The sequence below is a fragment of the Phaeobacter sp. JH20_02 genome, from assembly GCF_048056915.1.
GTDB lineage: Bacteria > Pseudomonadota > Alphaproteobacteria > Rhodobacterales > Rhodobacteraceae > Phaeobacter > Phaeobacter bryozoorum.
In genome coordinates this window covers 154,773-176,724 of record NZ_JAYMVP010000009.1, presented here as the reverse complement: position 1 = coordinate 176,724, position 21,952 = coordinate 154,773, and the positions used below count along the sequence as shown (strand labels likewise).

The 21,952-nt window shown below is 59.6% G+C and carries 20 protein-coding genes; 13 read left to right on the top strand and 7 right to left on the bottom strand.

Going from position 1 to position 21,952, the window contains the following annotated elements; all coding sequences use genetic code 11:
- Positions 1–33 precede the first annotated feature (33 nt).
- The gene (locus VWY34_RS02495) at positions 34–687 is read right to left on the bottom strand and encodes a uroporphyrinogen-III synthase (RefSeq protein WP_416548756.1); all 654 of its coding nucleotides are present in this window, start codon (positions 685–687) and stop codon (positions 34–36) included.
- A gap of 155 nt (positions 688–842) precedes the next feature.
- On the opposite strand from VWY34_RS02495, the gene tsaD reads away from it, so the two are divergent.
- Genes tsaD through VWY34_RS02470 form a run of 5 tightly spaced genes read left to right on the top strand, consistent with a single transcriptional unit; the run spans position 843 to position 4,035 of the window.
- Positions 843–1,940 (top strand): tRNA (adenosine(37)-N6)-threonylcarbamoyltransferase complex transferase subunit TsaD, encoded by a 1,098-nt coding sequence (gene tsaD / locus VWY34_RS02490; protein WP_416548754.1) that lies wholly within the window; start codon positions 843–845, stop codon positions 1,938–1,940.
- A complete protein-coding gene (locus VWY34_RS02485; RefSeq protein ID WP_416544138.1) occupies positions 1,937–2,899 on the top strand; it encodes an NAD(P)H-dependent glycerol-3-phosphate dehydrogenase in 963 nt (320 codons plus the stop codon). Before tsaD ends, VWY34_RS02485 begins: the two co-directional genes overlap by 4 nt.
- A 1-nt stretch (position 2,900) precedes the next feature.
- Positions 2,901–3,173 (top strand): YciI family protein, encoded by a 273-nt coding sequence (locus tag VWY34_RS02480; RefSeq protein WP_340547084.1) that lies wholly within the window; start codon positions 2,901–2,903, stop codon positions 3,171–3,173.
- Positions 3,173–3,595, top strand: a complete 423-nt coding sequence (locus VWY34_RS02475; RefSeq protein WP_416542687.1) for an EVE domain-containing protein — start codon at positions 3,173–3,175, stop codon at positions 3,593–3,595. The genes VWY34_RS02480 and VWY34_RS02475 overlap by 1 nt, the downstream gene beginning before the upstream one ends.
- 44 nt (positions 3,596–3,639) lie before the next feature.
- Positions 3,640–4,035, top strand: coding sequence for a DUF1761 domain-containing protein (locus VWY34_RS02470; RefSeq protein WP_416544137.1), 396 nt, complete (start codon positions 3,640–3,642; stop codon positions 4,033–4,035).
- 369 nt (positions 4,036–4,404) lie between these two features.
- Here the strand turns inward: VWY34_RS02470 and VWY34_RS02465 are convergent, their stop codons facing one another.
- From VWY34_RS02465 to VWY34_RS02450, 4 genes are all read right to left on the bottom strand, one after another.
- Positions 4,405–4,746 (bottom strand): DUF2853 family protein, encoded by a 342-nt coding sequence (locus tag VWY34_RS02465; protein ID WP_340547087.1) that lies wholly within the window; start codon positions 4,744–4,746, stop codon positions 4,405–4,407.
- Positions 4,747–4,996: 250 nt separating this feature from the next.
- On the bottom strand, positions 4,997–5,656 hold the full coding sequence (locus VWY34_RS02460) for a PRC-barrel domain-containing protein (protein WP_416534366.1): 660 nt from the start codon (positions 5,654–5,656) through the stop codon (positions 4,997–4,999).
- Positions 5,657–5,908: 252 nt separating this feature from the next.
- Complete coding sequence (gene ahcY, locus VWY34_RS02455) at positions 5,909–7,300, bottom strand: adenosylhomocysteinase (RefSeq protein WP_340547089.1); 1,392 nt, start codon at positions 7,298–7,300, stop codon at positions 5,909–5,911.
- Positions 7,301–7,444: 144 nt separating this feature from the next.
- Positions 7,445–7,759, bottom strand: a complete 315-nt coding sequence (locus VWY34_RS02450) for a hypothetical protein (protein ID WP_340547090.1) — start codon at positions 7,757–7,759, stop codon at positions 7,445–7,447.
- 273 nt (positions 7,760–8,032) lie between these two features.
- Between VWY34_RS02450 and VWY34_RS02445 the strand changes: the two genes are divergently transcribed.
- Positions 8,033–8,629 (top strand): hypothetical protein, encoded by a 597-nt coding sequence (locus VWY34_RS02445; RefSeq protein ID WP_416539900.1) that lies wholly within the window; start codon positions 8,033–8,035, stop codon positions 8,627–8,629.
- Between the two features lie 42 nt (positions 8,630–8,671).
- On the opposite strand, the gene VWY34_RS02440 is transcribed toward VWY34_RS02445, so the two are convergent.
- Together VWY34_RS02440 and VWY34_RS02435 are read right to left on the bottom strand one after the other, a co-directional pair.
- Complete coding sequence (locus tag VWY34_RS02440; protein ID WP_014876423.1) at positions 8,672–9,226, bottom strand: ActR/PrrA/RegA family redox response regulator transcription factor; 555 nt, start codon at positions 9,224–9,226, stop codon at positions 8,672–8,674.
- 83 nt (positions 9,227–9,309) lie between these two features.
- Complete coding sequence (locus tag VWY34_RS02435; RefSeq protein WP_340547092.1) at positions 9,310–9,930, bottom strand: SCO family protein; 621 nt, start codon at positions 9,928–9,930, stop codon at positions 9,310–9,312.
- A gap of 380 nt (positions 9,931–10,310) precedes the next feature.
- Here VWY34_RS02435 and regB point away from each other — a divergent pair, with 380 nt between their 5' ends.
- From regB to addA, 7 genes are all read left to right on the top strand, one after another.
- The gene (regB, locus tag VWY34_RS02430; RefSeq protein WP_340547093.1) at positions 10,311–11,708 is read left to right on the top strand and encodes a sensor histidine kinase RegB; all 1,398 of its coding nucleotides are present in this window, start codon (positions 10,311–10,313) and stop codon (positions 11,706–11,708) included.
- Positions 11,709–11,800: 92 nt separating this feature from the next.
- On the top strand, positions 11,801–13,351 hold the full coding sequence (locus VWY34_RS02425; RefSeq protein WP_340547094.1) for a PAS-domain containing protein: 1,551 nt from the start codon (positions 11,801–11,803) through the stop codon (positions 13,349–13,351).
- Between the two features lie 99 nt (positions 13,352–13,450).
- Positions 13,451–13,927, top strand: a complete 477-nt coding sequence (gene tsaE, locus VWY34_RS02420) for a tRNA (adenosine(37)-N6)-threonylcarbamoyltransferase complex ATPase subunit type 1 TsaE (protein WP_340547095.1) — start codon at positions 13,451–13,453, stop codon at positions 13,925–13,927.
- On the top strand, positions 13,924–14,922 hold the full coding sequence (locus tag VWY34_RS02415; protein ID WP_416544136.1) for an aminoglycoside phosphotransferase family protein: 999 nt from the start codon (positions 13,924–13,926) through the stop codon (positions 14,920–14,922). Before tsaE ends, VWY34_RS02415 begins: the two co-directional genes overlap by 4 nt.
- Before the next feature lie 23 nt (positions 14,923–14,945).
- Positions 14,946–15,620 (top strand): nucleotidyltransferase family protein, encoded by a 675-nt coding sequence (locus VWY34_RS02410; protein ID WP_416534360.1) that lies wholly within the window; start codon positions 14,946–14,948, stop codon positions 15,618–15,620.
- Complete coding sequence (addB, locus tag VWY34_RS02405) at positions 15,610–18,543, top strand: double-strand break repair protein AddB (protein ID WP_416544135.1); 2,934 nt, start codon at positions 15,610–15,612, stop codon at positions 18,541–18,543. The genes VWY34_RS02410 and addB overlap by 11 nt, the downstream gene beginning before the upstream one ends.
- The gene (addA, locus tag VWY34_RS02400; RefSeq protein WP_416548752.1) at positions 18,540–21,908 is read left to right on the top strand and encodes a double-strand break repair helicase AddA; all 3,369 of its coding nucleotides are present in this window, start codon (positions 18,540–18,542) and stop codon (positions 21,906–21,908) included. The genes addB and addA overlap by 4 nt, the downstream gene beginning before the upstream one ends.
- Positions 21,909–21,952 lie beyond the last annotated feature (44 nt).

Sequence of the window (21,952 nt, the reverse complement as noted above, 5' to 3'; positions counted from 1 at the left end):
TAAAAATCTCATAACATCAACTCGGCAATAAACTTACTGTGCCGATGGTCCACCCTCAACCCGCGCCAGACCAGCTGCGGCATCACGCACCAATGCGCACATATCCTTCGCCGTTGGAGAGTTACATATCTGTAAGTCTTTGCATTTCAATACGTTCAAAGGCTCGGCCACTGCTTTGCTGAAGGCGATCAGATGGAGTTCTGCGCGATATGGTGCCAATTTGACGAATTGCAGCGCAGTGCGCGGTGAAAAAAGCGGCACGATCAGCGAGGCTTGCGCATCCAGCGCCGCACGGGCCTGATCGTCGTAGCGCAGCAGAACCTGATCGTAGATCACATGTTCCTGGCAGTTGATACCGGCCTGACAAAGCCGCTTTGCGATATCACCGCGACTGTGGACACCGCGAAGATGAACGAGTGGGGTTTCGGGTGATAACTCTGTCACCGTCCGGACCAGCTGATCGGCGTCCTGCCCGCAGTATTTCGCCTGCCACCCTTTTGCTCTGGCGACGTCGGTCGTGCGGTCTCCGATACAATAGGCCCGCTGACCTGACTGAGGCTTAGGGGCAAACCGGACTGCATTGGCGGAAGAAAAAACCACATCCCTAGTATAGAGATTGGTTGCGGGCGAAGTCAGTTGCACATCAACGGGCCGCGCATCAAGCAATGGTGCGTAGATCACCTGCATCGCCGAGCGGGTGGATGCCGGAAGATCCGCAACGAACCGTTCCGCCGCCGCGCGGGGGCGTGTCATCAATAGGCCGACCATCACACGCCCCTCGGGATTGTTCGCCACTGCCATAGGTGGTAGCCCCAGCGGGGATATGATGCAACGGTAACGCCATGACACGAGACCTCACCCTGCTGGGATTGGAAAGCAGCTGCGATGATACGGCGGCAGCGGTAGTGCGCCATCCGGGACACGGCCCGGCGGAGGTGCTGTCTTCCATCGTTTTCGGCCAGACCGAGCTTCACAGTGCCTTTGGAGGCGTCGTGCCGGAGATCGCGGCCCGCGCTCATGCTGAAAAACTTGATCATTGCGTTCGTGATGCGCTGGCTGCCGCCGACCTGAGATTGTCGGATATGGATGCTATCGCGGTCACCGCAGGTCCCGGGCTGATTGGCGGCGTCCTCTCGGGGGTCATGTGCGCAAAGGGGTTGGCCGCCGCGAGTGGGCTGCCCCTGATTGGCGTGAACCATCTTGCCGGTCATGCGCTGACTCCACGGCTGACCGATGCGGTCCCTTACCCCTATCTGATGCTTCTGGTGTCCGGCGGCCATTGTCAGTACCTGATCGTTCGTGGGCCTGCCGATTTCAGACGGCTTGGCGGCACCATTGACGACGCTCCGGGTGAGGCTTTCGATAAAACCGCCCGCCTTCTGGGTCTGCCGCAACCGGGTGGCCCATCCGTACAGGCTGAGGCGGAGACCGGTGATCCTCGTCGTTTCCGCTTCCCCCGCCCTTTGCTGGATCGTCCAGATTGTAACCTGTCCTTCTCCGGCCTCAAGACAGCGCTGATGCGGATGCGCGATCAGGTTATGGCCGAAAAAGGCGGTCTGACACGTCAGGACCGGGCCGATCTCTGCGCCGGATTTCAGGCAGCTGTCACCGATGTTCTGGCCGAGAAGACGCGCCGGGCGATCCGGCTCTACCTCGAGGAGAGCCCCAACACGCGCACGGTTGCCGTTGCCGGAGGTGTCGCGGCCAATGCCTCCATTCGAGCCGCGTTAGAGACAGTTTGTGCCGAGTTCGACGCCCGGTTCGTTGCCCCGCCGCTCGCACTTTGTACCGACAATGCCGCGATGATTGCCTATGCCGGACTGGAACGGTTTCGCAATGGCGAGCGCGACGGCATGGACCTTGCCGCGCGACCACGCTGGCCACTGGACCAAAGCAGCCCTGCCATGTTGGGCAGCGGCAAGAAAGGAGCAAAGGCATGAGTGTTTCCGTGCTCGGATCCGGTGCCTTTGGCACTGCTCTGGCGATATCGCTGGCAGCCAACGGGCCGGTCACTCTCTGGGCGCGCGACGCCGACCAGGCGCTGCAGATGCAGGAAACCCGCCGCAACAGTCGGCGCCTGCCAGATGCTGCGCTGCCGGACAAGCTGACGGTGACAGACGATCTGGAACGCGCCGCACAGGCCGAAACGGTGCTGCTTGCGGTGCCAATGCAGACGCTGCGCAGGTTCATAACCGCTCACGCCGCTTTGCTGCGCGACCGCAGGCTTGTGGCCTGCTGCAAAGGGATGGAACTCAAAACCGGGCTTGGTCCTTTGGCCGTGATCCGTGACTGCCTGCCCGGGGCCCGAACGGCGCTGCTGACCGGCCCCAGTTTCGCCGCTGACATCGCACGGGGCCTGCCAACGGCCCTTACGCTGGCCTGTGGCAACGCAGAGACCGGCAGGGAATTACAACAACAGCTGACCACCAAGACCCTACGGCTCTATCGCACCACAGATACGATTGGCGCAGAGATTGGCGGTGCGCTGAAAAATGTTATCGCAATTGCCTGCGGCGCCGTGATTGGTGCCGGTCTGGGCGATAGCGCCCGCGCCGCGCTGATGACCCGGGGATATGCCGAGATGCAGCGTATGGCGCTGGCCACAGGGGCCCGCCCCGAGACACTGGCCGGTCTCTCCGGTTTTGGCGATCTGACGCTCACATGCAGCTCTGATCTGTCGCGAAACTACCGCCTGGGGCTTGCCATCGGCCGCGGCGAGGCTTTCGATCCAAATATCACAGTCGAAGGCGCCGCCACGGCACGCGCGGTTCATGCCGCGGCCACGGCGCGGCAACTGGACATGCCTATCACCGCTATCGTCGTCGCCCTGCTCGATCAGCGCTTGACGATTGCCGATGCCACCGCTCAACTGCTTTCAAGACCACTAAAAGAGGAATGACATGCTGATTGCCCTGATCGCGCGCGATAAACCTGATCATTTGCAGACCCGGATGGACAACCGTGCCGCGCATCTGGCCTATATCGAGGAGACCGGCGTTGTTGCGCAGGCGGGACCGCTACTGGATCAAGACGGCGGCATGGTCGGCTCGCTGATCATCCTTGATGTCGAAGACATGGCTGCGGGCCAGGCTTGGGCGGATAGCGACCCCTATGCAAAGGCCGGACTGTTTGAAGCGGTTGAGCTGATCACCTGGAAAAAGGTCGTCGGCTGATGGCCTATTGGCTGTTCAAATCCGAACCCTCCACCTGGGGCTGGGCTGATCAGCTAGCCAAAGGTGGCGCGGGTGAGGAGTGGGACGGCGTCCGCAACTACCAGGCGCGCAACTTCATGCGCGACATGGAAATCGGCGACCTCGGGTTCTTTTATCACTCGATGAAGGAGAAATCTGTGGTCGGGATCGTCGAAATCTGTGCCGAGGCCCACCCAGACAGCACCACGGATGACCCGCGCTGGGAATGCGTCAATATCAAAGCGGTGCGCAGCTTTTCCAAACCGGTGACACTTGATAAGATAAAAGCCGATCCGCGGCTTGAAAACATGGTTCTGGTCAAGAACTCCCGCCTCTCGGTACAACCTGTCACCGCTGAAGAATGGGCCCATATCTGCGCGTTGGGGGAGACAGATCCCGGTTGATCTGACAGAATTCTCAGGCTGGCGCTGGTATCAGGGAGAGTGCAATGGAAATACTGAATGTTATCGCAGCCGCGATTGCCGGCTTTGTTCTGGGCGCGGTCTGGTATGGCGTGCTGGCTGAGCCTTGGATGCAGGCGGCAAAGGTGCCTCGCGATGAAAACGGCAAACCGACAGGTGGGCAAACACCGGCGGTTTTTGTTGCTACCTTTGTGCTTCAGCTCATTGTTGCGGGCATGATGCGCCATGTCTTTGCCCTGTCGGGGATTGATACCGTGGGCGGTGGCCTCGTAGGTGGGCTGGGCGTAGGGCTGTTTTTCATCACCCCATGGATCATGATCAATAACCTCTACGCTGTCAGACCGCTGCGCCTGTCAATGATTGATGGCGGCTACGCCACGCTGGCCTGCAGTGCGATTGGTGTCGTGCTGACGTTGTTCTGACGCCCTTCGCTGGCGAAACGCTATGCACAAAAAAGGGAAGATCCGATCATATGACAGGATCTTCCCTTTCACCCCACGTGCTCCAATTCCACCACACGTGTTCGTAAATCTGTGATCCTGGCCATCCTGACCGGTATCTAGAAGATAGGCCGACCAGCGGTGATTCCGCAAAGGCAATACAGGTAAAATGCAATACATGTACAACCGGGGCATGTTCCGTGTCGCCGTGATGTCGGTTAATCCCGGTGTCTCCACGAACCAATGACACAACGACTTAGAAGAAGCCGCCCCACCGTACATCATGATATACGAAAAGCGCCCGCCGGGGGTTTCCGACGGGCGATCCTCAGCGGTCTTCAGGCAATCTGATCAGCCGTAGACGGATTCTTTCCCGAAGTGCTTGGTCAGCATATAGTAGACGACTGCGCGGTATTTGTTCCGCTCAGACTTCCCGTAGGTCTCGATCACGCTATCGATTGCAGACATCAGCTCGGGCCCATCGGACAGGCCCAATTTCTTGATCAGGAAGTTATTTTTGACGGTCTCCAGCTCTGCCGGCTGGCTGGAGGCTACGGTGGATGCGTCGGCGTCATAGATGGCCGGACCACAGCCGATGGTGACCTTGGTGAGCAGGTCCATATCCGGATCCATGCCACATTTGGTTTTCAGATCACTTGCATATTGCTCGATCAGATCGTCGCGTTTTCCCAAAACTCTCTCTCCCATGTTACTCAGCGGAACTACTGGTATCGCCAGGCACTGCGCCTGATCAGTTCTTATTCCAGCAGCTTAGTCGCAGAACGGAACAGGGCAACCGGGAATTTCGGCGGTAAACTCTCATTTCTGTGCGAAACGACGAACAATCGCCGAACACGACAGAAATGGCGCCCCTCGGATGAGGGGCGCGAAAGCCATCTCACAACACCTCAATCAGGTGCCGATTCAATGTGGCAGAGTCGCGTTATACGCGGTCGCCGATGAGACGATCATCCTGCAGCGGCTTGATCATGTTTTCGTCGATCTCCGGCATCGAGCGCAGAGCCGCCTCGGTACGTGTGCTCAGCTTCAGCTGACCGTTGCGGGTGAAATCCATGTCGGACAACGGCACGGCAACGGTGTATTCATTCAAGCCAAGGAAACCGCCGACGCCGATCACACCTGCGATCTTACCGTCCTGTTCGATCACATAGTCGATCTCACCGACATTCTCGCCGGTCGCGGAGAAGACGTTTTTGCCGACCAGATCAGCGACGGTCATCTCATCCAGTGGCGGCAGAGGTTCACCAGCGGCATCCGAGGCATCATATTCGCCGCGCGGGATGGTGGTGGAAGCGTCAGAGCTTACATTGACGTTTTCATCGCCATCCGCCGGAGTTTGGCCGTTCACGGTCTCAACGCCGCTATCTACCTTGTATTCACCACGCGGAACGGTGGTGCCTTCGGTGGTGTCGAGCGACACGCTGCCGGTTGTTTCCTGGCCACCAACGGTTTCGATCTGGGTGTCAGCCTTGCTTTCGCCACGCGGCACCGAGGTGCCAGCCTGCGCAATACCAGCGCCAGCCATCAGGGCAGCAGCAGTCACACCAGCAAGAATACGGGTTTTGGTTTTCAGTTCGGTCATGTCGTTTTCTCCTTCGTTTGAAGTACGGAAATCAAACGTCATGCCGCTCGAATACGTTCCCGGATTTTTCCGGAATCTCGACATTAAATTATTGGAACTTTTGAGCGCGAAACAACGTTTTCGCGCGCAGTGCGTGCTAGGTCAGACCTATTAAAAGGCAAATAAAAATCAGTCACATAAAAGAAAACACCCCACCGATGGCGGGGTGTTCTGTACGTTTACTTCATTCCGAAAATCAGAAGGAAGATAGGATCAGTAGCGATAGTGCTCAGGCTTGAACGGGCCCTCGGGTTTGACGCCGATATAGGCCGCTTGTTCGGGGGCCAGTTTCGACAGTTTCACACCGATCCGGTCCAGGTGCAGACGAGCAACTTTTTCGTCCAGGTGCTTGGGCAGGATGTAGACATCGTTCTTGTAGGCCTCACCACGGGTCCACAGCTCGATCTGCGCCAGCACCTGGTTGGTGAAGGAGGCCGACATCACGAAAGACGGGTGACCCGTCGCGTTGCCAAGGTTCAAGAGGCGGCCTTCGGAGAGCAGGATCAGACGGTTGCCCGAGGGCATCTCGATCATGTCGACCTGTTCCTTGATGTTGGTCCACTTGTGGTTTTTGAGGTTGGCGACCTGGATCTCGTTGTCGAAGTGGCCAATATTGCCAACAATCGCCATATCCTTCATCTCGCGCATATGCTCGATGCGGATGACATCCTTGTTGCCGGTGGTGGTGATGAAGATGTCGGCGCTGTCCACTACATCTTCCAGCAGGACCACTTCGAAACCGTCCATCGCGGCCTGCAGGGCGCAGATCGGGTCCACTTCGGTGACCTTGACCCGGGCACCGGCGCCGCGCAGGGAGGCAGCTGAACCCTTGCCCACATCGCCGTAACCGCAAACTACGGCGACCTTGCCTGCCATCATCGTATCGGTGGCGCGACGGATACCATCGACCAGCGATTCCTTGCAGCCGTATTTGTTGTCGAACTTCGACTTGGTGACCGAATCGTTCACGTTGATCGCCGGGAAGGGCAGCTGCCCTTCTTTCACCAGCTCATAAAGACGATGAACGCCGGTGGTGGTTTCCTCGGAAACGCCTTTGATCGCCTCACGGGTTTTGGTGAACCAGCCCGGGCTTTCGGCCATACGCTTTTTGATCTGGTTGAAGATCGCTTCTTCTTCTTCGGAGGTCGGAACTTCGATCAGATTGGTTTCGCCAGCCTCTACGCGCGCGCCAAGCAGCACGTAAAGCGTTGCATCGCCACCATCATCCAGAATGAGGTTTGCGCCTTCAGGGAACTGGAACGAGCGATCCAGATAATCCCAATGTTCTACAAGGGTCTGGCCCTTGATCGCAAAGACAGGCGTGCCGCCTGCCGCGATTGCGGCCGCAGCGTGGTCCTGGGTCGAGAAGATGTTGCAGGAGGCCCAGCGCACATCCGCGCCCAGCGCCACCAGCGTTTCGATCAGAACCGCAGTCTGGATGGTCATGTGAAGCGACCCGACAATCCGGGCCCCTTTCAGCGGCTTGCTGTCGCCATATTCGTCACGCAGGGCCATCAGCCCCGGCATTTCGGTCTCAGCGATGTCGAGTTCCTTGCGGCCAAACTCGGCCAGCGCGATGTCCTTGACGATATAATCCCCGGCCATTGCGTGCTCCATTCCGGTTACATTTTGTCTACCGCAGCAGGTAACACCGCAATGGTTTATAAGCAACGAAGATGCCCGAAAGCGCCGGGGCGCAGCGACCGGAGGTCGTGCGCCCCGACCTTCCCAACGGTCCGGGGGGACAGGTCAGCTGGGGGTTCCTTGCGGCCTGGGGTCTTCCGTCAATTGAAAAAACCCGGTGCCGGAGGCCACCACACAGCTCAACCCGTTGGGATGGGAAACCAGCACGGTGAAAGTGCCGGTTGTTGCTGAAGCCCAGAATTCGATCACGGTGGAAACGGGCTGGCTGGCTTGCAGCCCGCCAGCAGTCAACCGCTCGGCGTATGAGGATTGCAAACGATCCACCAGGTGATCGCGGGGACTGCAGCCAGCGGCAAGCACCGGCGGCGCAGTCGCAAGCATCCCAAAGATAAGCGAGGTGCAGGCAAGACGTTTAAACATGACAATCTCCTTTCGCATGTGCCTAAGCGACGAAAGAGGCTTGCCAAGGGGGCAAGAGCCCCTGTCGTACCTATAAATATGGGGCCAGAACCGGCCGGTATCAAATCCCGGCCGGTCAACTGTTCGTGGTGTCCATGTGTGCTCAGCAGGTGATCCTGCCACCACATAGGCTCGAGAACACCGTTGGCGGCCTGCCTTAGGCGCCGTGCCGGCAATTGCGCTGCACGCACTCACCGGCTAGTCAGAACCCACCGCCAAAGGAAGAGACTGACCATGCCCCCCAAACCTCCGCGCGCTTGGCAAAGGATGCTCTCCGGTCGCCGCCTTGACCTGCTTGATCCGACTCCGGTCGATGTCGAAATCGAGGATATTGCCCATGGGCTGGCCTTTGTGGCGCGCTGGAATGGCCAGACCATCGGTGATTTTGCCTATTCCGTGGCAGAGCATTCGCTTCTGGTGGAGACGATCTACGGTCGCCTCAACACAAAGGCGCCGGTGCGATGGAAGCTGGCGGCCCTGCTGCACGACGCGCCGGAATATGTCATCGGAGACATGATTTCGCCGGTAAAGAATGCCGTTGGCCCAAGTTACGGCGAATTGGACCAGCGGTTGACGACGGCGATTCATATCCGCTTTGGTCTGCCTGCCGTATTACCTAAAACGGTCAAGGCCCAGATCAAGAAAGCAGATCGGATCAGCGCCTGGATGGAAGCAATCGAGATCGCCGGGTTTTCCCGCAGCGAAGCCGACCGCCTGTTTGGAAAGCCGGATCAAACGCTTATGGAAGGGCTTTCCATCCGCCTGCGACCACCGGTCGAGGTCCGCAAAGATTACATCACCCGGCACGCCGATCTCTTGGCACTGCTCTGATCCCAAGAAAAAAGCCTCTCCCGATCTGGAGAGGCTTTCGCTTCACTTGGGGCTGCGTTTGGCGAGAATGCGCTGCAGCGTGCGCCGGTGCATGTTCAGCCGTCGCGCGGTTTCCGATACATTCCGGTCGCATAGTTCATAGACCCGCTGAATATGCTCCCACCGCACACGATCCGCACTCATTGGATTTTCCGGCGGCGGCGGCAGCTCTTCTTCATTGGCGAGCAGCGCGTTCATGATGTCCGACGCATCAGCAGGTTTTGACAGGTAATCCGTCGCACCAATCTTCACCGCTGCAACGGCTGTCGCAATGGCACCATATCCAGTCAGAACAACCACTCGGCTGTCGGGGCGGCGCTCTCGCAGGATCTCCACCACATCAAGCCCGTTGCCGTCCTCTAGCCGCAGATCGACCACCGCAAAGGCTGGAGGGCGGGCTGTGGCTATGGCGCTGCCTGCTGCGACAGATCCTGCTGTCTCCACCTCAAAGCCACGTTTTTCCATGGCCTTGGCCAAGCGCCGCAGAAAGGGTTCGTCATCATCGACCAGCAAGAGCGTCTTGTCCGGTCCTATTTCCTGCATAGCAGCTTCGCCCATGCTGTCGGTCTCCCCCGCAATGTTATCAGGTCGTGAGGCTTGATATTACGTCTCGCCTCCGAAACGTCAAACCTTCATCAGGATTACAGGTTTTCCAGAAAGCAGCCGACCTTGTCAGCAACTTGTTCCGGTGTCTCGTCACGGCGAAAGAACTCCACAAATCCCTGCTCGGGCAAAACCAGATAGGAAAAGGTCGAGTGATCAACAAGATAGTAGTCTTCGTCGCCGTCATGTTTCTTGTAGTAGGTCTTGTAGGCGCGGCTGGCGGCCTTAACCTGTTCGTGTGATCCCGTCAGACCAATCATCCGTTCATGCAGATTGGCGGCAAAATCACCCACCACCTCAGGTGTGTCGCGATCCGGGTCGATGGAGATGAACACCGGTGTCACATCCTGTCCACGCTCATCCAGAAGATCGATGACCTCGGCATTGCGGGCAACATCCAGAGGGCAGACATCAGGGCAGAACGTATAGCCGAAATAGACCAGCGACGGCTTGGTGATCACATCCTTATCCGTCACCGTCTCACCCTTTGCGTTCAGCAGCTCAAACGGTCCGCCGATTGTATCGGACCCTCCTGCGATCTGACTGGCGCGGCATTCGGCGAAGTCATCACCCGCGCCTCCTCCGCGTGTGGCAAACCAGGCTCCCCCTACCAGGGCAGCGACAACAACGGCAGCAAGGATGGCATAGAGACGGGTCATGAGATCACACTTTGCGCAAGAATTAGATGGGTCATCAGGCTGCGCCAGACCTACCAAGAATCTCAGGCGATGCAACGGGCGGAGCGAAGCAGCCGCCGCGCATCGGCCAGAAGTGGTCCAGCGATCCTGCACGAGGGTCGACCTATCGCAGGCCTTACCCCAATGACCAGACGGACAAATCAGCGCAGCCGCGGGCGATCCCGGCGACAGTCACCGTATAAGGAGGCCATCGCCAAAGCAGATCAATTGTCTGTCTGCGCCAGGAATGCGAGGATACTGCGACAGTCTGGTTTCGTCTTGTTCCAGAGCAGGCCATATGTCAGCCAGATCCCGACCGGGGCCAAACAAAATGGCTCCATCCCCTCGGCACGGAGTGCGGTATGAGCGCGACAAATATTGACCTGCTGAGCGGGCAGGAACGGAGCCACTGGATTCGCCTGCGCACGTTGATCCTGCTGCGCTGGGTGGCGATAGCTGGTCAGGTCTCTGCCATCACCGTGGCACAGCAGCTCTATAATCTGCAGCTGGAGCTCGTGCTTTGCTATATCGCGATTGGTGTTTCGGTTCTGGGCAACCTCATTGCGATCATTCTGTTCCCGCAGAACAAACGCCTCTCGGAATTCGAGAACTTCCTGATGGTTCTCTTTGACCTCCTGCAGCTGAACTTCCTGCTCTATCTGACCGGTGGATTGAACAACCCCTTCGCGCTACTGGTGCTGGGGCCGGTGACGATTTCCGCCTCGATGATGCGGCTGCGCTCGACCCTGATTATCGGTGCCACCGCGATCATCCTGGTAACACTGCTTGCGGAATTTCATCTGCCGCTGCGCACGCCGCAGGGGTTTGTGCTGCGGGTGCCGGATATCTTTGTCTTTGGCAACTGGACTGCCATCGTGATCGCGGTCTTGTTCATTGGCGCCTATTCCTACCGGATTAGCGCAGAGATCCGCTCGATGTCGGATGCGCTGGCCGCGACCCAGATGGCCCTGTCGCGCGAACAGAAGCTTACCGATCTGGGCGGCGTTGTGGCCGCTGCGGCCCATGAGTTGGGCACACCGCTGGCCACGATCAAACTGGCCAGCGCAGAGTTGATCGACGAATTGGATGACCGGCCCGACCTGCGCGAAGATGCCGCCCTGATCCGTGAACAGGCGGACCGGTGTCGCGATATTCTCAGAGGCATGGGGCGCGCCGGCAAGGATGATCTGCATCTGCGCCAGGCCCCGCTTTCCACCGTGATAAACGAGGCGGCAGAACCGCATATGTACCGGGGCAAAACCGTGATCTTCGAGGAAGCCCCGGAAAGCGATGGTGATCCCCAGCATCCGACCATCCTGCGCCAGCCGGAAATCATTCACGGCCTGCGCAATCTCGTGCAGAACGCGGTGGATTTTGCCCGAACAACAGTCTGGATCGATGCCAGCTGGAACGATGAGACGATTACACTGCGCATCAGCGACGATGGTCGGGGCTACCCGTCACATCTGCTGGGCCGGATCGGCGACCCCTTCGTGCGGCGGCGTCGTAGCGACAGCGACCGGCGCCAGCGTCCCGAGTATGAGGGCATGGGTCTGGGACTGTTCATCGCCAAGACATTGCTGGAACGCAGCGGCGCTCAGCTGATTTTCGCAAATGGATCCGATCCCAATCAGACCTTGACCCGTGATCCGGAACGTTGTGGCGCATTGGTGCAGGTCAGCTGGCCCCGAAGCAAGATTGACGCTCTGACAGGCGAAAATGCCGTTCCCATCGGGGAAAATAAACGTATAGAAATTTAACTATTCACTTTTAGGCAACCAATTAAACTTCATTTAACCATTATCGGGAAACATCGGTCGGGAGAGTAAAACACTTGTGGGTAACGGACATCATGCAGCAGATCCTATCGACCGACTGGCTTGTATTGGCAACGCTTTGTGCGGCTACGGCCGCAGCAGCTGTCTGGTGGCTGTCTCCGAACCCCAAACCCAAGGGCTTTGAGCAGGATCTGCTGCAGGGCGATGGGCGCTCTGATGCGGTGTTTCTCTTTGATGACACGACGCTGATCGGCTGGTCCTCCGGCGCGCGCCGGTTCGTGGGCGAACAGGCGGAGAGCTTCAGCTGGGCCAACCTGCGAGAACAATTGGCCCGCAGCTATCCGGGCCTGCCGCAGTCTCCCGGCTTTCTGAAGGATGTCGGACCGCTGGTGCTCTCGGGTACGGCAAATGCCGAAAGCCGCGAGGCGCTCTGCGAATGGATTGATGGTGTCACCCGGGTACAGCTTCGCAGCACGACATCCGAGGAGCATAATCACAGCATCGACCAGGAGCTTACGACCCTGCGTTCAGCCGTGCATCAGGCGCCCTACCCTGTCTGGCTGCAATCCGATGACGGTGCGGTTACCTGGTCCAATCTTGCCTATGACGATCTCAGCCAGAAGCTCCGTGGCCGCAACGTCGATTTCTCGGAACCGCTGTTCACCAATCTTGATGACCCGATGGCCAGCGGCAAACCTGAACGGATTTCGATCCCCATGCCCGAGAGCAAGAAGAAGCTCTGGTACAATATCTCGACCACCGAAACCGAAGCCGGCTGGTTGTGCCACGCGGTGGATGTGAATGCGGTTGTTGACGCCGAAATCGCCCAGCGCAACTTCGTCCAGACATTGGCAAAGACATTTGCCCAGCTTTCTATCGGTCTTGCGATTTTTGACCGGAATCGTCAGCTGGTACTGTTTAATCCGGTGCTGATCGACCTGACCGCCCTGCCCGCCAATTTCCTCAGCTCGCGGCCGAACCTGCTGACCTTCTTTGACCGGCTGCGCGATCAACGCATGATGCCGGAACCCAAGAATTACTCCAGCTGGCGCCATCAGATGGCCGACCTTCTGGAAGCCGCAGCCGAGGGCCGCTATCAGGAAACATGGTCGCTGCCATCGGGGTCAGTCTACTCCGTCTCTGGCCGCCCGCATCCGGATGGGGCGATTGCCTTCTTGTTTGAGGATATCACCGCCGAGATCACCCTGACCCGCCAGTTCCGTTCCGAGCTTGAAATGGGTCAGTCGATCATGGACCAGATGGACGAAGCCATCGCCGTTTTTGCAAATGACGGTACCATGACCTTCTCCAACGCCGCCTATCACGATCTGTGGCAGATGGATCCCGACGGCAGCTTTGCCAAAATCACCATCATGGACTCCAGTCGGGTATGGCAGGACATGTGCGCCGCAACACCGGCCTGGGGAGAAGTTCGCGATTTCGTTGCAGGTAGCGACAGCCGCACCCCCTGGTGGGCAAACGTGCAGCTGCGCAACGGCACCCCGCTGATCTGCAAGGTGACCGCCATCCAGAACGGGGCAACCATGGTCAGCTTCCGCTCCCCCGACCCGGCGCCGGCGCCGGTGGACCAACAGCGGTTTGCGATTACCAAGCAGGAAAAATAGCGCTGTAGGCAGCCCTTCGATCAGCAGGAAAGCCCGGTTCGATACCGGGCTTTTTCGATCCGGCTTGCAGCCTTGCGCGCGTGGCGGCATTGTCGCCCCATGACAACCCAGACGCTCGTAATCCCTCTCCCCTCACCCGACCACACCGCCGTGCTTGCCGCCCGTATTGGTGCCCAGCTGCAGGGTGGCGATTGCCTGCTGCTGGAAGGCGTCATCGGCGCCGGTAAAACCCATTTTGCCCGCAGCCTGATCCAATCTCAGATGACCGTGCCCGAGGATGTCCCCTCGCCCACATTCACTCTGGTTCAGACCTATGAGCTGCCCGGCGGAGAGCTGTGGCATGCCGATCTCTACCGTCTGTCAGCCCTCGATGAAATCGAAGAGCTGGGTCTGATTGCGGCTTTTGAAACAGCTATTTGCCTGATTGAATGGCCGGACCGCCTAGAGGAACTCACGCCAAGCGACGCGCTGCATGTTTCGTTGGCGCTGGACCCAGACCATGACGATGCCCGCACCGCCACCCTGCGATGGAGCGATCCGCGCTGGGACACCCTGATGAAGCAGATTTCCACATGACCGACCGAAACCATCTCATCTCAACCTTTCTGAGTGATACCCCCTGGCAGGACTGGACGCGCGAGCCGCTGGCCGGCGATGCGTCCAACCGGCGCTATGAACGGCTGCGCCATCACGATGGCACCTCTGTTGTGCTGATGGATGCCCCGCCTGATCAGGGCGAGGATGTTGCTCCATTTGTGGAGATTGCGACCTACCTGCGCGACCAGGGACTGAGCGCACCGGAGATTCTGGCCGAAGACCGCACAAACGGGTTCCTGATCATCGAAGATCTGGGCGATGCTCTCTTTGCGCGTGTGATGCGCGATGATCCGGCACAGGAACGCGCGCTATATGAGGCCGCTACCGATGTTCTGATCGCCCTGCATGACGCCCCGATGCCAGAGCTGGAGCCGCTGGGACCCAGACTGATGGCAGAACTATCCGGCCTCGCGTTTGAAAAATACCGGGATGTGATCCGTGAGGAGACGTCGGCTGAGCATCTTGCCAGCTTCACCGACCAGTTCGAGGATATCCTGCGCCGCACGATCAAAGGTGATGTTGTTTTGGTTCAGCGGGACTATCACGCGGAAAACCTGATCTGGCTGCCCGAGCGCACCGGCGTCGCAAAAGTCGGATTGCTGGATTTCCAGGCCGCCCGTGCGGGTCATCGGGCCTACGATCTCGTGTCTCTGTTACAGGACGCCCGCAGGGATGTGCCTGCCGCCATCGAGATGCAGATGATGGATCGCTACGTCACCGCGACCGGTGTCGACGAAGGCAGCTTTCGCGCGGCGTATACCGTGCTGGGTGTGCAGCGAAATATGCGCATTCTGGGTATTTTTGCGCGTTTGGGCAGGGATTATGGCAAACCGCAATACGTCGATCTGATCCCGCGTGTGTGGGATCATTTTCATCGGGGCCTCGACCACCCGGCAATGGCACCGCTTGCGGAGTTCCTGCATCGTGAAATGCCGGTGCCCACCCCTGAGGTCCTCGACCGGTTGCGCGGCTGATGGCAGACCCCAGATATCCCGTCATGATCTTCGCCGCGGGCTTTGGCACCCGGATGCGCCATCTGACCGCAGATCAGCCAAAACCGATGATCCCGGTCGCTGGCCGTCCTTTGATCGATCGCGCTCTGGACATGGCACGAGAGGTTGCACCGACTGTGATAGTGGCCAACAGCCACTATAAGGGCGACATTCTGGCCCGCCACCTTGCCGACAGTGAAGTGGTGATCAGCCCCGAACAGCCACAAATCCTTGATACCGGGGGTGGACTGCGACAGGCCTTGCCGCTGCTCGGCGCACCAGACGGGCCGGTCTATACCGTGAATCCCGATGTGGTCTGGCGCGGGCCAAACCCGTTGCGCCTGCTAAGAGCTGCCTGGGATCCGGAACGCATGGACGCGCTGCTGGCCTGTATTCCCATTGCTCGCACCATAGGGCGCAGCGGTGGTGGCGACTTTCATACCGATGGCGACGGGCGCCTGCAGCGGGGCGGCGATCTGGTCTATGGCGGCGTACAACTTCTGCGCACCAACCGATTGGCAGAGATCGAAGAAACCGTCTTCTCACTGAACACACTTTGGGATCTGATGGCACAGGAGGACCGCCTGTTTGCGCTGGAATATCCCGGTCATTGGTGCGATGTCGGCACCCCCGAGGGGATCCCCCTGGCCGAGGAACTGATAGCCCAAGATGAGATTTGAGCCGCAAGACACGCCACGCCTCTTTGCCGTTCCCTGCGGCGTCGATTTCCCGCGCGCCCTTGTTGAGGGGCTAATCACACGCAGCCAAGCCGCACCACCGGAAGCGCTGGCGAAGGTGGAGCTGATCGTCAACACCTCCCGTATGGCGCGCCGGGTGCGGGATCTGTTTGACCAAGGGCCAGCGCTGTTGCTGCCCAAGATTTCTCTGCTCACGGATCTTGATATGCGCGCGACGCTGCGTGGTCTGCCGCCAGCATTGCCGCCGCTGCGGCGGCGACTTGAGCTGTCGCAGCTCATCGCCAAATTGCTGGATGCCCAGCCGGATCTGGCTGCGCGATCCTCGCTTTACGATCTCTCCGACAGTCTGGCAGCACTGTTCGACGAAATGCAGGGCGAAGGGGTCAGCCCTGACACCATTCGATCACTCGATGTCTCCGATATGTCGGGCCATTGGGCGCGTGCGCAGCAGTTCATCGCTATCGCAGATGAATTCGCAGAAACCCATGAAAACGCGATGGACGCGCAGGCCCGCCAGCGGCAGGTGGTGCTGGATCTGATCGAGGACTGGCAGAAGCAGCCGCCCGAACACCCTGTCATTCTCGCAGGTTCCACCGGATCGCGCGGAACTACACTGATGCTGATGGAGGCCATTGCGCGGCTGCCGCAGGGCGCCGTGATCCTGCCAGGATTTGATGACCTGCAGCCCCGGCATGTCTGGGATCATCTTGATGACCCGCTGATGTCCGAGGATCATCCGCAATATCGGTTCTTCAAGATCATGCGCGATCTGGACACGACTGCGGATGAGGTTCGCCCATGGGTCGCAACACCACCAGCCTCCGTTGCCCGTAACAGGTTGGTATCCTTGGCCTTGCGCCCAGCGCCGGTCACCGATGCCTGGATGCGCGAAGGACCGGAACTGCGTGATATCGACCGGGCCACCACCGAGATGACCCTGGTCGAAGCGCCCAATCCACGCGCCGAGGCACTGGCCATTGCGCTGCGCCTGCGCCAAGCCGCCGAGGATGGTCAGACCGCCGCTCTGATCACACCAGATCGTATGTTGACCAGACAGGTGGCAGCGGCGCTGGACCGCTGGGATATCCTGCCGGATGATTCCGCCGGTCAGCCCCTTCAACTGTCGCCGCCGGGCCGTTTTCTGCGCCATATTGCCGAGCTGTTCTGCAAGCCACTTACCTGCGATGCGCTGCTGACCCTGCTGAAGCATCCTCTTTGCCACGATGGGGCAGGGCGCGGCGATCACCTGCGCCACACCCGCGAGTTGGAACTGCGCTTGCGCCGCTACGGACCTCCCTTCCCAGATGCCGACAGCTTTGCCACATTTGAAGTCGGGCGCGACCTGATGCCGGGATGGACCGGTTGGCTGTCCCGGTGCTTTGCCGACAAACCCATCAGCGGAACGCAGCCACTGTCTCGGTGGGTCGATACCCTGCGGCAGCTGGCAGAGGCGATAAATCTGGGCAGTCAGGGCGCTGCAAGCGGTGGCCTGTGGGACAAGAAAGCCGGCCGCAAGGCGCTGGAAATCATGGACAACCTGCGCGCCGAGGCTGGATATGGCGGCGAAATGACAGCTCGGGACTTTGCCGATCTCCTGCGGGCGCTGCTATCGCAAGGTGAGGTCCGCGACCGGGATGCACCCTATGGCTCCATCCTGATCTGGGGTACGCTGGAGGCACGGGTGCAGGGCGCCGATCTGGTGATCCTCGGTGGTCTCAATGAAGGTAGCTGGCCAGAGGCAGCCACCCCCGACCCCTGGCTCAACCGCCAACTTCGCCATCAGGCGGGCCTGCTACTGCCTGAGCGACGTATCGGATTGTCAGCTCATGATTTTCAGCAGGCGGTCGCCGCCCCTCAGGTCTGGATGACTCGCTCCGAGCGGTCGGATGAGGCGGATACGGTGCCGTCGCGCTGGCTCAACCGTATGACCAATCTGTTGTCCGGGCTGCCGGGGCAGGGCGGCCCTGCGGCACTGGCGGAGATGCGGGCACGCGGGCAGGAATGGCTCGGCTGGGCCGACGCGCTTGAGGCACCGGTACCGATGGATCCCGCAAAACGTCCGGCACCGCGCCCTCCCGTTACAGCCCGCCCACGGCGCCTGACCATCACTGAAATCCCTCGGCTGATCCGCGATCCATACGCGATATATGCCAAGCATGTGCTGAAGCTGCGCCCACTCGATCCATTGGTACAGGAACCCGACGCCCTGCTGCGTGGCATCGTTCTGCACAAGATCCTGGAAGATTTCATCAAGGCCACTGTTGCCGACCCATGCCAGCTGACGGTGCCAAATTTTCTCGCAATCGCCGCCTCCCATCTGGAAGCCAAGGTGCCCTGGGCCATCGCGCGCAGCCTCTGGCTGGCCCGGCTGGAACGTATCGCTGACGATTTCATTAATGGTGAGCGCCAGCGGCAGGCCAACGCACGCCCCTCCGGGTTCGAGGTCTCTGGTGCGGTACGGGTGGCACCGTTTGATTTTGAAATTGCTGGCACGGCAGATCGGATTGATGTGGATGAACGTGGAGGCCTGCATCTTTTTGACTATAAGACCGGCGATCCACCATCCGAGAACCAACAGAAAGCGTTCGAGAAACAGCTGCTGATTGAAGCTGCGATGGCGGAACGCGGCGCCTTTGATCGCTATGGTGAGGGCAGGGTGGAGCGCGCGATATTCCTTGGTCTCAAAAGCCCTTTGAAAGAGGTCGCAGCCCCGCTTCTGGACGAACCTCCCGGCAAGGTTTGGGAGGAACTGAGCAAATTGATCGGTGCATATTTTGAGCCCGATCAAGGATATAGCAGCCGTCGCATGGTGTTTCAGGACACTCAGACCGGCGATTATGACCATCTGGCGCGCTATGGCGAATGGGACCGAAGCGCAACGCCGGAACCGGAGATTCTGACATGACCGCCCGCGATGCCGCCTCTGAAGCGCAGTTCCGGGCCGCCCGCCCGGATGCCTCAACCTGGCTGGCTGCAAACGCCGGATCAGGCAAGACCAAGGTGCTGACCGACCGGGTTGCACGGCTGTTGCTGCGCGGCGTGCAACCCCAGCATATCCTCTGTCTGACCTATACCAAAGCCGCCGCCAGCGAGATGCAGAACCGGCTGTTCAAGCGGCTGGGTGAATGGGCCATGCTCGGCGATGAGGCGTTGACCACGGCGCTTACGGAACTGGGCGCGCAGGATGTAATTTCTGCCGAGGGAATGGCGCAGGCCCGCACCCTGTTCGCGCGCGCAATCGAGACACCCGGTGGACTGAAGATCCAGACAATCCACTCCTTCTGCGCCTCACTACTGCGCCGTTTTCCGCTGGAGGCAGGCGTCAGTCCGCAGTTTTCAGAGATGGACGACCGCGCGGCAGTGCTGCTGCGAGCTGAGGTTGTGGAGGCGATTGCAGACAGCACCGATCCGTTTGGGGCTGATCTGATTGGAAAACTGGCCCGGCAAGTGACAGACAGCGATTTCGAGACTCTGACCGCTGCCATATGCCAACGCCGGTCTGATTTTGATGCGCCGCTCGATCGAGCGGGGCTTTTGACGCTGTTTGATCTGCCTGAAGGATTTGACGCTGGTGCGTTGGAAGACGGCGTGTTTCTCGGGGGTGAAGGGGATCTTCTGGCGCGAACCTGCACCATGCTGGAGCAAGGCAGCAGCACGGATATCAAGGCAGCAGCCAAGCTGCGCAAGATAACGGAGCCAACCTGTGCAGACCTGCCGATTCTTGAGTCAGTTTTCCTGACGGGGGCGGCAGCCAAAGCGCCCTTCAGTGCCAAGATCGACGCCTTTCCCACCAAGAAGCTGCGCGAAAACAACGTTGCGCTGATGGATCAGCTGGAACCGCTGATGCGACGTGTCGAGGCCGCACGCGCCCAGCGTCTTGCCTTGGCTGCGGTCGATAAATCGCTGGTTTTGCACGATTTTGCTGCGGTATTCCTGCCTGAATATGATCGCCGCAAACAGCTGCGCGGCTGGCTGGATTTCGACGATCTGATCCTGAAGGCCCGGCAGCTGTTGAATGATCCGGCTGTTGCGGCCTGGGTTCTTTATCGATTGGACGGCGGGATTGACCACATCCTCGTCGATGAGGCTCAGGACACCAGCCCGGTGCAATGGGATGTCATCGAAAAACTGGCCCAAGAATTCACCGCCGGCGAGGGCGCACGATCCGACGTCGAGCGAACCATTTTTGTTGTCGGTGACAAGAAACAATCAATCTACTCATTCCAGGGGGCCGATCCTGACGCCTTTGACCGAATGCAGGCTGAGTTTGCCGACCGGCTAGCGGAAACCGGCAGCGCATTGCAGAATGCAGCGCTGGAGTTCTCCTTTCGCTCCTCCGCAGCGATCCTGAGGCTGGTCGATCTGGTGTTCAAGGACAGCCCTGGCGCAGGTTTTCACCGTGACGCGCTGCACCGCGCGTTCAAATCAGAACTGCCAGGACGGGTCGACCTCTGGCCCGTCGTCGACAAGATCGACACAGAGGAAGAGCGTGACTGGACCGATCCGGTAGATCGCCCCGGCGCCCGCCACCACACGGTCATTCTGGCCGAGCAGATCGCCAATACCATCAAGGAGATGATCGACAACAAGGTCACGCTACCCGAGGATGGCCCTGAGCGCGGCAGCTTTCAGCGCCGCCCTGTACAAGCAGGTGACTTTCTCATTCTGGTGCAGCGCCGGTCCGAATTATTTTCGGAGATCATCCGTGCCTGCAAAAAGGCTGAACTGCCTATTGCCGGTGCGGACCGACTGAAAATCGGGGCCGAGCTGGCGGTAAAGGATCTGGCCGCTTTGCTGTCATTTCTCGCCACGCCAGAGGATTCGCTGTCACTGGCCGCCGCTCTCAAATCACCTTTGTTTGGTTGGAACGAACAGGCCCTGTTCGATCTGGCTCACCGTCGTGAGGGCGGCAGCTACCTCTGGACCGCTCTGCGCGACCGGGCGGCGGAATATCCAGACACGATGGCAATTTTGGACGACCTGCGCGGCCAGACCGATTTTCTGCGCCCTTATGACCTGATCGAACGTATCCTGACGCGCCACGGTGGTCGCCAGCGCCTGCTCGGCCGATTGGGGCCCGAGGCGGAGGATGGCATCAACGCCCTGCTCAGCCAGGCGCTCGCCTACGAGCGCACCGATATCCCGAGCCTCACCGGGTTTCTGGTTTGGATGCAGGCCGATGATCTGGAAATCAAACGCCAGATGGGGGCGGCGGGCAATATGATCCGGGTGATGTCAGTGCATGGATCCAAGGGGCTGGAAGCGCCGATCGTGATCCTGCCCGACACAGCCAAACGCAAGCCGCCACGCGACGATGAAATCATGCGCGCCGAGGCCGGGCCGATGTGGAAACTGCCCAGCGCCCTGATGCCGCAAGTGATGCACGGCGCCCGTGAAACGGCGCAGGACAAGGCTAGAAACGAACGGCTGCGACTGCTCTATGTGGCGCTGACAAGGGCCGAAAAATGGCTGATCGTCGCCGCTGCCGGCGAGCTGTCCAAAGACGGTGACAGCTGGTACCAGATGGTTGAGCGCGCGTTGAGAGAGGCAGGTGCCAGCCCTTATCAGACCAGCTATGGTGAGGGGCTGCGCCTGCAACACGGCGATTGGGACGGGCTGCCGTTTCATTCTGCAGCGCCGGTCGTCCCTCTCCAGCCGCAGCTGCCGGATGTGTTCCGACATGCACCCCCTCCCTACACGCCGCCCGTGCCAACGCTAAGCCCATCGGATCTCGGCGGAGCGAAGGCCTTACCGGGCGATCTGGGACAGGATGAAGAAGCGGCCAAGGCGCGCGGCAGCCGACTCCATAGATTGCTGGAACATCTGCCCGGCACCGGCAAGGAGATGTGGCCGCAACTGGCTGAGACGCTGCTTGCAGGTCACGAAGACACCGCTGAACTATTGGCGGAAGCGACGCGGGTCCTGACCACACCGGAATTGCAGGAGATCTTTGCCCCGGATACCCTGGCAGAGGTCGCCGTATCAGCGGATCTGGATGGTCGCAGGATCCACGGCGTGATTGATCGGCTGATTGTCACCCCAAAACGTGTGCTGGCAATTGATTTCAAATCGAATGCCACTGTGCCGAGCCGTCCTGAGACCTGCCCGGAGGGGCTGTTGCGGCAGATGGGGGCCTACGCCCATGCTCTGGCCACGCTCTATCCGGATCGGCAGATCGAGACGGCTTTGCTCTGGACCCGCACTGCGTCGCTGATGGCCTTGCCACACGATATTGTGTCATCCGCCCTTAAGCGCCGCGAGATACCTTGACGATCCGTTAAGCCGTTCATAGGTTCACAGCCGAACTGCCACAC

Coding starts and splice junctions, on each gene's coding strand:
- VWY34_RS02425 (WP_340547094.1), top strand. CDS start 11,801: ATGCAGCAGATCCTATCGACCGACTGGCTTGTATTGGCAACGCTTTGT.
- VWY34_RS02475 (WP_416542687.1), top strand. CDS start 3,173: ATGGCCTATTGGCTGTTCAAATCCGAACCCTCCACCTGGGGCTGGGCT.
- VWY34_RS02415 (WP_416544136.1), top strand. CDS start 13,924: ATGACCGACCGAAACCATCTCATCTCAACCTTTCTGAGTGATACCCCC.
- VWY34_RS02445 (WP_416539900.1), top strand. CDS start 8,033: ATGCCCCCCAAACCTCCGCGCGCTTGGCAAAGGATGCTCTCCGGTCGC.
- regB (WP_340547093.1), top strand. CDS start 10,311: ATGAGCGCGACAAATATTGACCTGCTGAGCGGGCAGGAACGGAGCCAC.
- addA (WP_416548752.1), top strand. CDS start 18,540: ATGACCGCCCGCGATGCCGCCTCTGAAGCGCAGTTCCGGGCCGCCCGC.
- tsaE (WP_340547095.1), top strand. CDS start 13,451: ATGACAACCCAGACGCTCGTAATCCCTCTCCCCTCACCCGACCACACC.
- VWY34_RS02485 (WP_416544138.1), top strand. CDS start 1,937: ATGAGTGTTTCCGTGCTCGGATCCGGTGCCTTTGGCACTGCTCTGGCG.
- tsaD (WP_416548754.1), top strand. CDS start 843: ATGACACGAGACCTCACCCTGCTGGGATTGGAAAGCAGCTGCGATGAT.
- VWY34_RS02460 (WP_416534366.1), bottom strand. CDS start 5,656: ATGACCGAACTGAAAACCAAAACCCGTATTCTTGCTGGTGTGACTGCT.
- ahcY (WP_340547089.1), bottom strand. CDS start 7,300: ATGGCCGGGGATTATATCGTCAAGGACATCGCGCTGGCCGAGTTTGGC.
- addB (WP_416544135.1), top strand. CDS start 15,610: ATGAGATTTGAGCCGCAAGACACGCCACGCCTCTTTGCCGTTCCCTGC.
- VWY34_RS02495 (WP_416548756.1), bottom strand. CDS start 687: ATGCAGGTGATCTACGCACCATTGCTTGATGCGCGGCCCGTTGATGTG.
- VWY34_RS02440 (WP_014876423.1), bottom strand. CDS start 9,226: ATGGGCGAAGCTGCTATGCAGGAAATAGGACCGGACAAGACGCTCTTG.
- VWY34_RS02480 (WP_340547084.1), top strand. CDS start 2,901: ATGCTGATTGCCCTGATCGCGCGCGATAAACCTGATCATTTGCAGACC.
- VWY34_RS02410 (WP_416534360.1), top strand. CDS start 14,946: ATGATCTTCGCCGCGGGCTTTGGCACCCGGATGCGCCATCTGACCGCA.
- VWY34_RS02450 (WP_340547090.1), bottom strand. CDS start 7,759: ATGTTTAAACGTCTTGCCTGCACCTCGCTTATCTTTGGGATGCTTGCG.
- VWY34_RS02435 (WP_340547092.1), bottom strand. CDS start 9,930: ATGACCCGTCTCTATGCCATCCTTGCTGCCGTTGTTGTCGCTGCCCTG.
- VWY34_RS02470 (WP_416544137.1), top strand. CDS start 3,640: ATGGAAATACTGAATGTTATCGCAGCCGCGATTGCCGGCTTTGTTCTG.